General features: G+C 68.9%; 12 protein-coding genes and 2 tRNA genes. 5 read left to right on the top strand and 9 right to left on the bottom strand.

Annotation, left to right across the window (positions count from 1 at the left end):
- Nucleotides 1–39 precede the first annotated feature (39 nt).
- Nucleotides 40–333, top strand: a complete 294-nt coding sequence (locus tag HWX58_RS08310; protein WP_250646158.1) for a transposase — start codon at nucleotides 40–42, stop codon at nucleotides 331–333.
- A gap of 17 nt (nucleotides 334–350) precedes the next feature.
- Nucleotides 351–833 carry an IS3 family transposase gene (locus HWX58_RS08305; protein WP_250646157.1) on the top strand — a complete coding sequence of 161 codons (483 nt, stop codon included), beginning with the start codon at nucleotides 351–353 and terminating at the stop codon, nucleotides 831–833.
- Between the two features lie 10 nt (nucleotides 834–843).
- On the opposite strand, the gene HWX58_RS08300 is transcribed toward HWX58_RS08305, so the two are convergent.
- The 5 genes from HWX58_RS08300 to serS form a co-directional block, all read right to left on the bottom strand.
- Nucleotides 844–935: transfer RNA gene (locus HWX58_RS08300), tRNA-Ser, on the bottom strand.
- Between the two features lie 71 nt (nucleotides 936–1,006).
- Nucleotides 1,007–2,266 (bottom strand): LCP family protein, encoded by a 1,260-nt coding sequence (locus tag HWX58_RS08295; protein ID WP_250646156.1) that lies wholly within the window; start codon nucleotides 2,264–2,266, stop codon nucleotides 1,007–1,009.
- Between the two features lie 19 nt (nucleotides 2,267–2,285).
- Nucleotides 2,286–2,370 (bottom strand) — tRNA-Ser (locus tag HWX58_RS08290).
- 81 nt (nucleotides 2,371–2,451) lie between these two features.
- Entirely contained in the window at nucleotides 2,452–3,258 is an 807-nt protein-coding gene (locus HWX58_RS08285) for an HAD family hydrolase (protein ID WP_175986887.1), read from the bottom strand.
- Nucleotides 3,255–4,526, bottom strand: a complete 1,272-nt coding sequence (gene serS / locus HWX58_RS08280; protein WP_175986885.1) for a serine--tRNA ligase — start codon at nucleotides 4,524–4,526, stop codon at nucleotides 3,255–3,257. Before serS ends, HWX58_RS08285 begins: the two co-directional genes overlap by 4 nt.
- A gap of 48 nt (nucleotides 4,527–4,574) precedes the next feature.
- Here serS and HWX58_RS08275 point away from each other — a divergent pair, with 48 nt between their 5' ends.
- The gene (locus HWX58_RS08275; protein ID WP_175986882.1) at nucleotides 4,575–5,573 is read left to right on the top strand and encodes a diacylglycerol/lipid kinase family protein; all 999 of its coding nucleotides are present in this window, start codon (nucleotides 4,575–4,577) and stop codon (nucleotides 5,571–5,573) included.
- A 3-nt stretch (nucleotides 5,574–5,576) separates the two neighbouring features.
- Here HWX58_RS08275 and HWX58_RS08270 read toward each other — a convergent pair whose 3' ends face one another.
- From HWX58_RS08270 to HWX58_RS08260, 3 genes are all read right to left on the bottom strand, one after another.
- The gene (locus tag HWX58_RS08270) at nucleotides 5,577–6,320 is read right to left on the bottom strand and encodes a hypothetical protein (protein WP_175986880.1); all 744 of its coding nucleotides are present in this window, start codon (nucleotides 6,318–6,320) and stop codon (nucleotides 5,577–5,579) included.
- Nucleotides 6,321–6,554: 234 nt separating this feature from the next.
- Nucleotides 6,555–8,009: a cardiolipin synthase gene (cls, locus tag HWX58_RS08265; RefSeq protein WP_175986878.1), complete on the bottom strand. Its 1,455-nt coding sequence runs from the start codon at nucleotides 8,007–8,009 to the stop codon at nucleotides 6,555–6,557.
- Between the two features lie 75 nt (nucleotides 8,010–8,084).
- Nucleotides 8,085–8,258, bottom strand: a complete 174-nt coding sequence (locus HWX58_RS08260; RefSeq protein ID WP_175986876.1) for a hypothetical protein — start codon at nucleotides 8,256–8,258, stop codon at nucleotides 8,085–8,087.
- A gap of 132 nt (nucleotides 8,259–8,390) precedes the next feature.
- Between HWX58_RS08260 and HWX58_RS08255 the strand changes: the two genes are divergently transcribed.
- Nucleotides 8,391–9,518: a DUF4192 family protein gene (locus HWX58_RS08255; RefSeq protein WP_175986874.1), complete on the top strand. Its 1,128-nt coding sequence runs from the start codon at nucleotides 8,391–8,393 to the stop codon at nucleotides 9,516–9,518.
- On the opposite strand, the gene lysS is transcribed toward HWX58_RS08255, so the two are convergent.
- Entirely contained in the window at nucleotides 9,511–11,034 is a 1,524-nt protein-coding gene (gene lysS, locus HWX58_RS08250) for a lysine--tRNA ligase (RefSeq protein ID WP_175986872.1), read from the bottom strand. The two genes, HWX58_RS08255 and lysS, sit on opposite strands and share 8 nt — an antisense overlap.
- An 87-nt stretch (nucleotides 11,035–11,121) precedes the next feature.
- Between lysS and HWX58_RS08245 the strand changes: the two genes are divergently transcribed.
- Nucleotides 11,122–12,915 carry a DUF2207 domain-containing protein gene (locus HWX58_RS08245; RefSeq protein WP_175986870.1) on the top strand — a complete coding sequence of 598 codons (1,794 nt, stop codon included), beginning with the start codon at nucleotides 11,122–11,124 and terminating at the stop codon, nucleotides 12,913–12,915.
- The last annotated feature ends 3 nt before the right edge of the window (nucleotides 12,916–12,918 follow it).

Raw genomic sequence — 12,918 nt, 5'->3', positions numbered from 1 at the left:
AACGGAGAGTCCGACAGGGGAAGACCACCTCAGATTCCGGTGGAGAAGAAGACGAGGACCGTGCTGAGCGTCCTCGCTGATGAGATCACGATCGCGGAGGCTGCGAGGCGTGAGAAGGTGTCCGAGCAGTCGGTCGGGCGGTGGAAGCTGGACTTCCTCGAGGGCGGGAAGACCGCGCTGGTCGCGGGCAAGTCCGGCCCATCGACCCGGGAGCAGCAGCTTGAGGACGAGGTCGCGGAGCTGACCCAGGCTCTCGGTGAGGCCGCGGTCGAGATCCGGGTGTGGAAGAAGAGCGCGGAGGGCCGGCTGGGCCCTTCGAGGACCTCGAGGTGATCCGCGTGGATGCGGGCATGCCGACCGCGAGGTTCGTGAAGCTGATCGGCATGCCCGAGCGGTCGTATCGCCGCTGGCAGGCGAAGGCTCGCGTCGGCGCCAGGCCGAAGGGTCCGTGGCCGCAGCCGGCGAAGGACGCCGCCCGGCCGCTGGTGACAAAGCATGCGCTGGCGAAGCCGGAGTGGGGTCACCGGAAGATCTGGGCGCTGACCCGGCACGACGGGCACCGGGTGTCGCAGGCGACCGTGCTGCGGCTGCTGCGCGATGACGGGCTGATCCTGCCCTCGGAGTACCAGAAGCAGCGCCGCCAGCTCGCGAAGGACCGCAAGGCGGCGTTCGCGAGAACCCCGACCGGGCCGAACCAGGTGTGGCAGCTGGATTTCAGCGAGTTCGAGACCACCCAGGGTGGGACCTGGCGGATCGCGGGGTGTCGGGACTGGTTCTCGAAGCTGGAGCACCCGTTACATGTGTCTGAGCGGACTCGGGATTTAGCCCTCTGACCAGGGGTTTTGGCGGAGACGGAGGGATTTGAACCCTCGGTCCCCGTGAGGGGACTCCACCTTAGCAGGGTGGTGCACTAGGCCTGACTATGCGACGTCTCCAGGCGCCCGACGCGTCGAACGCACTCAGCAAGCATAACGGGTCGCGGTGCAGACGCAGAATCCGGATCTGCCTACTGGCGGACGTTGCCGTTCGAGCAGGTCTGCTGTGCGGCCGAGTTGCCCTTGATGTTGTCCGGCAGCGCCTCCACGCCGTCGTCCGTCGGTGTGGCCGTGTCGGTCGGTGTCGGAGCCGTGGTCTCGCCGCCCGTCTCGGTCGACGGCTGGTCCTCGATCACGACGCCGTCGTTCGCCGTGTTCTGGTGCGTGACCTGCAGCTGCTTGTTCGCCTCGATCGCGTCCCACATGGTCGTCGCGCTCTCGTAGTCGGGCACGACCTTGTTCGCGTCGGCCGGGTCCTCGAAGGTCGGGTACTGCAGGAACACGATGTCCTCGAACGGCACGTCCTTGACAGCCAGACCGATCTGAACGAGCGTCGTGGGGTTCGTCAGCGACGTGCTGGCCTCGAGGTTGCTCAGCGCCGTGTGCGCCAGACGCAGCATGACCGGCACGTTGCCGAGCACCTCGCCGCTGATGAGCTTGCGGGCGAGGCTCGACATGTACTGCTGCTGGTTGCCGATGCGGCCGAGGTCGCTGCCGTCGCCGACACCGTGGCGCGTGCGGAGGAACTGCAGGGCCTCCAGGCCCTGCACCGTGTGGGTGCCGGCATCCAGATCGAGACGGGTGTACCGGTCCTTGATCGGGTTCGCGAGGCACACATCCACGCCGCCGATGGCGTCGGTGATCTCGATGACGCCGCCGAACGTGACGGATGCCGCGAACTGGATGTCCTGCCCGGTGAGTTCGGTGATCGTCTTCGCGACGCAGCTCAGCCCGGCATCCATGTACGCGCTGTTGAGCGGCTGCTTGCTCATCGCATACGTCGTACTGCCGTCCTCGCGCGTGCACTCCGGGATCGGGAGCATCAGGTCGCGGGGGAAGCTGACCGCCGTGACACGGCGCGGCTCCTCGGAGACGTGCATGAGGATGTTGACGTCGTTGAGCGTGCCCTCGGAGTCCGCGCCCGTGCACCGTTCCCCGAACAGGTGCGCATACTCGCTCTCGCAGTTGTCCGTGCCGACGAGCAGCAGGTTGAAGCCGCCCTTCAGCTCGCCGAGGTCCGGCGGTACGGGCTTCTGCCCCTCGAGCTCCACGGCGTCGGCGGTGGCCGTGTTGAGCAGGTCGCTCGCCACGAAGGCGGCGACGCTCATGCCGCTGACGAGTACGACCGCCATGGCGATTCCGACGATCTTCAGGAGCTGACCGATCGGACCCGGGGTCCGCAGTTGACCGTGGCGCGCCACGGTCTTCCGGCGACGGATCTTCGCGCTCACTCGGTGCCTTTCACATCTGCGGAGGGCGTGGGATTCGAACCCACGAGACATTTCTGCCCACTGGTTTTCAAGACCAGCTCCATCGGCCGCTCGGACAGCCCTCCATCGACGGACGAAATCCGCCGATCAGTGGTCGAGTCTAGCCGCATTCATTATCTCGGCCTGACCTGGGGACGCCCTGGATGCTACAGCAGCGAGTCCAGGGCGTGCGCGAGCCCGCCGGCCTCGACGTCGCCGGTCACCTCGGTCGCAGCATCCTTGACCTCGTCCGGCGCCTGGCCCATCGCGACCGCGCGACCGCCCTGTGCCCGCGCCCATTCGAACATGCCGACGTCGTTGCGGCCGTCGCCGACGACGAGCACGTGACCGTCCGACGTTCCGAGCTCTGCGTGCACCCGCGCCAAGGCGCTGCCCTTGTCGACGCCCTGCGGGGCGATGTCGAGCCACGCCGTCCAGCCGATCGCGTACGAGACCTCGTTGAGACCAGTCTCGGCCACAATGCGGTGGAAGTCGTCCTCGTCGTGGCCCGGCGAGACCACGACGACGCGCGATACCGGCTCACCGGCCAGCTCGTCGATCGCCACCTTGCGGCCGCCGTCGAGAGTCCAATCGGCCAGCTCGCCGGTGAACAGGCGGGTGCCGTCATCGAGCTCGACCATGTAGTGGGCCTCCGGCAGTCGCTCGGTGAGCAGCGAGAGCACCGCGCTCGGGTCGAAGGTCTCCACGTGCCACCGCTCCCAACCGCCGCTCTCTCCCGAACCGACACGGCGCATCGTGACGGCGCCGTTCGAGCACACCACGTACTCGGCCGTGATGCCCAGCTCATCCACCCAGCGCTCGGTGGCCGCCCAGCTGCGTCCGGTCGCGATGGTCACGACGTGCCCGGCATCCCGCACGCGTGCGACCGCCTCGGGCACGCCGGGGCTCATCGTCTCGTCCTGCAGGATGATCGTGCCGTCGACGTCGAGCCCGACGAGCCAGGGGGAGGTCACGCCACGGGCTCCAGCACTTCGAGCCCGCCGAGATACGGCCGCAGCACCTCCGGCACCCGCACCGAGCCGTCCTCCTGCTGGTGAGTCTCGAGCAGTGCGACGATCCAGCGGGTGGTGGCGAGCGTGCCGTTCAGCGTCGCGACGTGCTCGGTCCGCCCGCCGGCCTCGGCACGGTGACGGATGTCGAGCCGGCGCGCCTGGAACGTCGTGCAGTTGGAGGTCGATGTCAGCTCGCGGAACGCTCCCTGCGTGGGCACCCAGGCCTCGATGTCGTACTTGCGCGCGGCGCTCGAGCCCAGATCGCCCGCTGCGACATCGATCACCCGGTACGACAGCCCGAGCGCGGTCAGCATCTCCTCCTGCAGCGCGACCAGGCGCAGGTGCTCCTGCTCGGCCGCCTCGGGTGTCGTGTAAACGAACATCTCGAGCTTGTTGAACTGGTGCACGCGGATGATGCCGCGGGTGTCCTTGCCGTACGAGCCGGCCTCGCGGCGGTAGCACGTCGACCACCCGGCGTAGCGGAGGGGGCCTGCAGAAAGGTCGACGATCTCATCCTTGTGGTAACCGGCGAGCGGGACCTCGCTCGTGCCGACGAGGTAGAGGTCGTCGCCCTTGTCGAGGTGGTAGACCTCATCGGCGTGCTCGCCGAGGAACCCGGTGCCCTGCATGATCTCGGGGCGCACGAGCGTCGGGACGATCATCGGCGTGAAGCCGTTCTGAAGCGCCTTGTCGAGCGCGAGGTTCATCAGCGCGATCTCGAGCCGGGCGCCGATCCCCTTGAGGAAGTAGAACCGCGCACCGGATACCTTCGCCCCGCGCTCCATGTCGATCGCGCCGAGCTTCTCGCCGATCTCGAGGTGGTCGCGCGGCTCGAAGGAGAACACGGGCGTCTCACCGACGCGGCGCAGCTCGACGAAGTCGGCCTCGCCACCGGCGGGAACACCGTCGATCACGACGTTCTCGATGAGCGCCAGCGCGGATGCCGCGGCATCCGCTGCCGCGTTCGACGCCTGCTGCGCCTGCTTGACGCGGTCGGCGAGCTCCTTCGCCTGCGCGACGAGCCCGGCCTTCTCCTCCTTGGGCGCCTTCGCGACCTGCTTGCCGAACGCGTTCTGCTCGGCGCGGAGATCCTCGAACGCCGTGAGCGCGGCGCGCCGCGATCGATCGGCCTCGATCGCGGCGTCGACGGTGGAGACGTCGTGGCCGCGCGCCGCCTGGGAACGGCGGACGATCTCGGGCTGGTCGCGGAGGAGTGCGAGGTCGATCATGCCTCAAGCTTAGGCGCTGGCATCCGCGACCGTCGTAGAGTGAACGCCATGACGAAGCCCACACCGTTGCAGCGCCAGGCGGCCCTCGTCTTCAACCCCATCAAAGTCGACGAGAAGAGGCTGCGCGCGTCCCTGCGCGGCCATTCGAAGGACGCCGAGTGGGCGCCGCCGCTGTTCTATCCGACGACGATCGAGGATGCCGGGCAGCAGGCCACGCGCGATGCGATCGCCGCGGGCGCCGATGTGGTGCTCGTCGCCGGTGGCGACGGCACGGTGCGCGCGGTGGCGGAGGCCATGGCCGGCACCGACGTGCCCCTCGCGATCGTCCCGAGCGGTACCGGGAATCTCCTCGCCCGCAACCTCGGTCTGCCGCTGCTGGACCCCGGCCGCATGATCCGCGCCGCACTCGGCGGCATCCGGCATCCGATCGACATCGGCTGGGCCGAGCTCACCCGCGAAGACGGCGAGACGGTCGAGCACGCGTTTGTGGTGCTGGCGGGCATGGGGCTCGACGCCGACATGATCGCCAACACCCGCCCCGACCTCAAGAAGTCCGTCGGCTGGGTCGCGTACGTCGACGGTGCTGCGCGCTCGCTGCCGAACGCCAAGCCGTTCAGCATCGTCTACCAGATGGACGACTCGCGCCTGCACTCCACGAAGGTGCACAGCGTGCTCTTCGCGAACTGCGGCACGCTCCCGGCGGGCATAGCGCTGATCCCGGGCGCCTCGATCGCGGACGGCGTCATGGACGTCGCGATCATCCAGCCCACCGGACCTCTCGGCTGGCTGGGCGTGTGGCGCAAGATCTGGTGGGACAACTCGGTGCTGCGGCGGTTCCGCGCCGGACGCCTCGTGCTCCAGCGCCGAGGTAAGGAAGCCTCGGTGCGGTATCTGCGCGGGCAGACCGCCGAAGTTGCTCCGATCGAGCCGACCGCGATCGAGCTCGACGGCGACGAGTTCGGACTCGCGGTGCGCATCCGTTGCCGCGTCGCCCGCGACGCGCTGCTGCTCGCACTGCCGGAGGGGCACCCGGTCGACGGTCTCTGAGGGTCAGCCGGCGAGGACGTCGACCTTTGCTTCGAGACCGCCGCCGGTCAGCGTGAGCGCGAACGGAACGTCGTCGTCGATGTCACCGCTCAGTCCGATGACGGTGGCGCGCGGGGCCATGTCCATCGTGCAGGCACCGTCCTGTGTCGCGAACGAGATGGTCGCTCCGGTGACCTGCTGGTCGATGTCCTCGACGATCGGCGGGCACGTGGACGAGCCCCAGGTGAGCAGCACGACGCCCTCGTCGTCGAACCAGCCGGCGCTGGGCTCGAAGGTGGTTGTCTCACCGGGGACGCCGGTGAGCCCCGGGTTTCCATCGAGGTCGACGTCGTCGGTGATGTCGCCGAGCGTCACGACGAGTTCGACGTCCTTCGTCGGGTCGACTCCCTCGGGCAGCGCGGCGAGGGTGGCCCGCGGCGCGAGATCGGCGGTGCAGATCGGTTCGGATCCCTCCACGGCAGGCGCGTCGACGAGAGAGACTCTCACAGTCTGGCCTTCCCCGGTGATCTCGTCGACGATCGGGATGCACGTGGACGAGCCCAGGGTCACGATGCCGACCATGCGTCCGTCGTCGAGCCACGCTGCCTCGATGTCGTCCTCCACGACCGGGGCCGATGACGCACCCGAGCCGTCTGGCGCCGCGCTGCTCGTCGGTTCGGGGGATGCAGGGCCGCTCGCGCATCCGGCGATGAGAAGCGTCATCGCTGCGAGCGCGAACCCGGAGGTGACGATCTGAAGAGGGCGCATACCTGATGGTGTCACCGGGAGGGTGATCGTCTCAATCCTTTTCGCGCCCTCGGACACCGCGGATGCGACTCAGGCCGAGCCGCGCCAGACCACGGGGCACTCGAGGATCCGGCTGCGTGCGCTGGCGTCCTCGCCGCGCAGCTGTGCGAGCACTGATTCCGCGGCCGCCGTGCCGAGCTGCTCGTCGCCGGCTGAGCCCGACGCCCGCTGCTGCAGCAGCTGCAGCTGCTGCAGCTACTGCAGCGCCGAGGTGAGCCGGGCCAGGTTGTCGAGCACGGTGGAGCGCAGCGGCTGCTGCATCCACTCCTCCAGCGTCAGCTCGCGGCTGAGCGACCGGTACTCGTCCTCGACGGCGCGCATCTCGGCGACGAACTCCTCGCCGCGGACGAGCATCGACACCTCGAGGTTCAGACCGAACGAGCGCATGTCCATGTTGCTCGATCCGATCACCGCGATCTCGTCGTCGATCGTGAGGCTCTTGGTGTGCAGGATGAACGGCTTGCGGTACATCCAGATGCGCACGCCCGCCCGCAGCAGCGCCTCGTAGTAGCTGCGCTGCGCGTGGTAGACGACGGCCTGGTCGCCCTCCTCCGAGACGAACAGCTCGACCTGCACGCCGCGATCGCAGGCCGAGCTGACCGCGAGCAGCAGCGCCTCGTCGGGCACGAAGTAGGGGCTGACGATCATGATCTTCTCCTGCGCGCCGTACAGCAGCGCGAGGAACAGCCGCAGGTTGTTCTCGACCTCGTAGCCGGGCCCGGACGGCACGATCTGGCAGTCCAGGTCGCCCGTTCCGACACCGGGCGTGGTGATGTCGATGTCGCTCAGGATCTCATCGGTCTCGCTGTACCAGTCGCTGAGGAAGATCGCGTTGAGGCTGAGCACGATCGGCCCGTCCACGCGGGCCATGAGGTCGACCCAGTGCAGACCCCGCTTGATGTTCTTCTTCAGGTTGTAGGACGAGTCGGTCACGTTCTGCGAGCCCAGGTAGCCGACCTTGTTGTCCACGACGAGGAGCTTGCGGTGGTTGCGCAGGTCGGGACGCTGCATCCGGCCCTTGAGCGGCTGCATCGGCAGCAGCAGATGCCAGTCGGCCCCCATCGCGTCCAGCCGCTTGATCGTGGCGCGATAGCGCGGCTTCCAGCGGTTCGCCCAGTGATCGAGCAGCACGCGCACGGGGACGCCGCGCGCGGCGGTCTCCTCGAGAGCACGGAAGAAGTTGTCGGTCGCTGCATCCGACTGCAGGATGTAGAACTCGACGTGCACGTGTTCCTCGGCCGCGCGGATCGCCTCGGCCATGGCATCGAGCGACTCCTGGTAGTCGCTGATCAGGTGCGCGCCGTTGTCGCCCGAGATCGGCAGCGCGCCGAGGTTCTGGTTCATCGCCACGACCGACCTCAGCCACTGCGGGGCGTGCGGGCGGAGCGTGCCGAATTGCAACTGGTCGCTCGTCTCGGCGATGTACTCGTTGATCTGCTCCTGTTTGCGCCTGCGCGCCCGAGGCAGACGCGGGTTGCCGATCACGAGGAACAGCAGCACGCCGATGTACGGCATGAAGAACACGGCGAGGAGCCACGCCATGGCCGCGGTGGGGCGTCGGTTGCGCGGGATGACGATGATCGCAATGACGCGGACGGCGAGGTCGACGATGAAGGCGAAGATCAGCACCCACAGCGGCCACTGGTCCACGCTTCACCCCGTATCCAGCGCCCGGCGTCGGATCCGGCGCATCCACTCAGCGTAGTGGGTGGTGCGGACGCCCGGTCAGGGCCGGGGCGGGAGGCCGCGCGCTGCGCGCTCCTCGGCCTCGATCCGGGCGTGCACTTTGCGCTCTGTCCGGTCGAACCGGATGATTCCCCGCACCACGAAGAAGAACACGACGCTGACGGCGAGGGTCGGCAGGAGCGACCATGCGACGGCAGCCCAGAACGTGTCCATCCCTCCATGGTACGCGTTCCACGCGACGGTCCGGGCCCCGTTACGTGACCCACTCTTCCTGCACAAGGTCTGATTCGGAGCCCGACCTGTGAGTCCCGGTCCGGCACAGGATGCAGCGGCCACACTCTCGGCATGACCACAGTCCTGAAAGCACATGGCTCCGCCGATTTCCTCGGCCTCGTGCCGGCCCTGGCCGGCTTCACCCCCCGGCAGAGCATCATCCTCGTGCCGTTCCAGTCCTCCCGAGCGCACGGCGCGATGCGCATCGACCTTCCGCGCGACGACGTCGAGATCGAGGAGTACGCCGACACCGCGGTCGGTCTGCTCGCCCGTGTGGGCGACGTGGATGCCGTGGCCGCCGTCGCGTACGTCGACGACGTGCCCCAGTGCACGCCCGACGGCATGATCCTGCCGTTGACCGTCGCGATGGACGAGCTCCTGGGAGTGGCCGCCGAATCGGGCCTGCGCATCGTCGACGCGCTGTGCGTCATGCCGTGCGGATGGTCGAGCTACCTCGACGACGACCCGCAGCTCGAGCCGCTCGACGATCTGCCGCCCGTGCCCGATCTCGACGGCGTCGCCGACGTCTCCGTCGATCAGGATGCCGGCAGCGAACTGCCCGACGTCGACCTCGCCGAGAGGGAGCGGGTGGGGCGCGCGCTGCGCGACCTCACCGAGGTGCTCGCACATGAGGCCTCGCTCGATGCCGCTCAGCACGACGGGCGTGAGAACCCCCAGGCGCTGGCCGCGATGCTGCTCCTCGACGACATGCCGATGTTCTTCGAGAGCCTGCTCGAGCACCCGGGCGATCTGCCGCCGTTCATGACGGCTGCCCTGCTGTGGTGCCTGGAGCGTCCGCAGCTGCGCGATGCTGCACTGCTGCAATGGGCGACCGATCTGCCGACCGGCATCCGCGCCTTCGATGCGCAGCTGGCGTTCTCTGCGACCGGGCGCCCGGTTCCCGATGACCTCGGTCGGCTGGTCATCGGCCAGGGCGACGGTCCGGATCCGGCGCGTCTGCGTGCAGCGCTCGAGCTCGTGCGCGGCGCCGCAGCGCGGGCGCCACGCGCGTCTCGGCCGGCACCGCTGACGCTCGCCGCCTGGCTGTCGTGGGCGCTGGGTCGCTCAACGCACGCCCAGCACCACCTCGACGAGGCTGCCGCGATCGATCCTGGCTACTCGCTCGCGCGACTGCTGTGCACACTCATCGACGCCGCGGTGCTCCCGGACTGGGCGTTCCGGCGCCCGAGGGCTACTTGACCAGCGGGAACAGGATCGTCTCGCGGATGCCGAGCCCGGTGATGGCCATGAGCAGACGGTCGATGCCCATGCCCATGCCTCCCGACGGCGGCATGCCGTGCTCGAGCGCGCGCAGGAACTCCTCGTCCACGCGCATGGCTTCGACATCGCCCTTGGCTGCGAGCTTCGCCTGCTCGACGAAGCGCTCGCGCTGGATCACGGGGTCGACGAGCTCGGAGTATCCGGTGGCGAGCTCGAACCCGCGCACGTACAGATCCCACTTCTCGACGACGCCGGGGATCGACCGGTGCTCGCGCACGAGCGGCGAGGTGTCGACGGGGAAGTCCATGACGAACGTCGGGCGCACGAGGTCGCCCTTCACGAAGTGCTCCCAGAGCTCCTCGATGAGCTTGCCGTGGATGGCGTGCGGCGGGACGTCGACGCCGTGCTGCTCGGCGAACGCGATGAGCTCGCCGACCGGGTCCTGCGGCGTGAAGGTGCGTCCGGCGGCAGCCGACAGCGACTCGTACATCGAGATGCGGTCCCACTCGCCGCCGAGGTCGTATTCGGTGCCGTCGGCCCATGTCACCGTGGTCGAGCCGCTCACCGCGATGGCGGCCTGCTGCACGAGCTCCTGCGTGAGCTCGGCCATCTGGTCGTAGTCGCCGTACGCCTGGTATGCCTCGAGCATCGCGAACTCGGGGCTGTGCGTGGAGTCGGCGCCCTCGTTGCGGAAGTTGCGGTTGATCTCGAACACCCGCTCGATGCCGCCGACGACGGCCCGCTTCAGGTACAGCTCCGGCGCGATGCGCAGGTACAGCTCGGTGTCGAACGCGTTCGAGTGCGTGATGAACGGACGAGCGGATGCTCCGCCGTGCTGCACCTGCAGCATCGGGGTCTCCACCTCGAGGTAGTCGTGCGATCCGAACGTCGCCCGCAGGCTCGCGTTGACGGCGGCGCGAGCGCGGACCGTGGTGCGGGCCTGCTCGCGCACGATGAGGTCGAGGTACCGGCTGCGGACCCGGCCCTCCTCGCTGAGCTCGGCGTAGGCGTTCGGCAGCGGCAGGATCGCCTTCGACGCGATCGCCCAGTCGTCGGCCATGATCGACAGCTCGCCGCGGCGGCTGGAGATGACCTCGCCGTGCACGAAGACGTGGTCGCCGAGGTCGACGAACTCCTTCCAGCGAGCCAGCGACTCCTCGCCGACCTCGGCGAGCGAGATCATGGCCTGGATGCGCGATCCGTCGCCGGCCTGCAACGTCGCGAAGCAGAGCTTGCCGGTGTTGCGGCTGAAGACGACGCGGCCGGCGATGCCGACGACGACACCGGTCTGCGCACCCGCTTCGAGCTCACCGTACTCGGCGCGCAGCGCCGGGATCGCGTGGGTGACAGGCACGCCGACCGGGAACGCTCCGCCGCCGGCTCCCGCGCGCTGCTCGATCAGGCGCTCGCGCTTGGCGAGGCGGACGGCCTTCTGCTCGTGGACGTCCTCCTCGGTCTCGGGGGCGGGCGTGGGCGCGTCGGGCGCGGTGGTCATGGCGGCTCCTTGAAAGTCGCCTTCGAGTTTACCGGGCGGCGATCCGATCCCTGAGCCTGTCGAAGGGCGGCCAGTAGCCTCGAAGACATGCACCTCCGGTCTCTGACGCTGACCATCGTTGCGACGAGCGCCCTGCTCACGGCATCCGCTGCTGCGGCATCCGCGGCGGAGACCGACGTCGACGACTTCGACTTCTCGTCATGGGAGTCGACCTTCGAGGTGGGGATGGATGCCGACGGGCGCGCCACCCTCCACGCGACCGAGACCCGCGTGGCCGAGTTCCCGGAGTCCGACCAGAACCGCGGCATCGTGGCCGGGTACCCGGAGCGCTACCAGGGCGCGTCGCTCGACACGCGCATCCTGTCGGTGCGGGACGAGAACGGCGACGACGTCCCGTACGAGACGGAGGAGGACGACGGCATGCTGTACGTCCTCACCGGCACCGACGACTACGTGCACGGCTCGACGACCTACGTCATCGAGTACGAGATGCGCGACGTGATCCTGGCGGCGTCCCAGACGAAGGTCGACGAGTTCTACTGGGATCTCCTGCCGCTCGACAGCACGCAGGACATCGGCCGGTTCGACGCGACCGTCCGCTTCGACGAGAGCCTGGCGCCTCACCTCACCGGCGATGCCGCCTGCTATCAGGGACCGCAGGGGTCGACCGATCCCTGCGACATCGACCGCTCGGGTGAGACCTTCACGGTCGCCGCCGACGCGCTGACTGCCGGCGAGGGGGTCACGGTCGCCATCGCTCTCGAACCGGGCACCGTCACACAGCCGCCCGCACGCCTCCCCAATCCCGCGACCGACGTCCTCCCCTACGCCGTCGGCGGCGGCGCGGCGCTCCTCGGCATCGGCGGATGGGTCGCGACGGCCATGATGGTGCGGCGCCGCCGCCGGGGCACGGGCATCGTCGTCGCGCAGTACGACGTGCCCGACGCCATGCCGCCCCTGCTGGCGAGCACGATCATCCCGGGGGCGAAGAACCCGCTGACGGCGCAGATCATCCATCTGGCGGTGCGCGGGATGCTGCGCCTGGAGGACATCCCGGAGGAGGGCCAGAAGAAGCGGCGCCCGCGCCTGCGTCGACTGGACGCGCCGATCCCCGATCCGATCGACGGGCGGTCGCTGAAGGCGCTGTTCGGCAGCGATGAGACCGGCATCGTCATGAAGATGCCGAAGAACAGCAAGGCGTTCGCCGGCAGGATCCAGTCGCTCCTGAAGGCGTCGTCGAAGGAAGCGGGCAAGCGCGGGTGGACCGAGAAAGTCGGGAGCACGACGGCGCGCGTGATCGCATCGATCGCTCTCATCGCCTTCGCCGGCATGCTCGGGCTGGCCGTGTGGAGCGCGATCCAGGGACGGGATTCGGCCGCCCCGCTGCTGTTCGCGACCCTGCTCGTCGGCGTCTTCGTGATCATCTCGAGCGTCGTCGCGTTCCGACGGCACACGGTGCTCACCCGCGAGGGCGCGCTGCAGCTGGAGTACCTCGAGGGCGTGCGGGAGTTCATCCGCGTCGCAGAAGCCGATCGCCTGCGGATGCTGCAGTCGTACTCCGGCGCCGAGCGCCGCAGCGACGGCGGCGTGGACGTCATCCACGTGTACGAGCGGCTGCTCCCCTACGCGATCCTGTTCGGCGAGGAGAGCGAATGGGGCAGGGTGCTCGAGAACACGTACGCCCAGTACGAGCGGCATCCGGGCTGGATCGACGGCAACAGTTATTACATCGTCTCGCGCGTCGCGCTGCTCTCCAGTGCCACCCGCACCTCGTCGACGTACTCGTCGCCGTCGAGCGGCAGCTCATCGGGCTTCGGCGGATCCTCCGGCGGCGGATTCTCCGGCGGCGGGGGCGGTGGAGGCTTCTCCGGCGGGCGCTGAGCG

Source organism: Microbacterium tenebrionis, from assembly GCF_903645325.1.
GTDB classification, from domain to species: domain Bacteria; phylum Actinomycetota; class Actinomycetes; order Actinomycetales; family Microbacteriaceae; genus Microbacterium; species Microbacterium tenebrionis.
The sequence above is the reverse complement of the archived record's forward strand: the minus strand, read 5'-3'. Positions and strand labels throughout refer to the sequence as shown.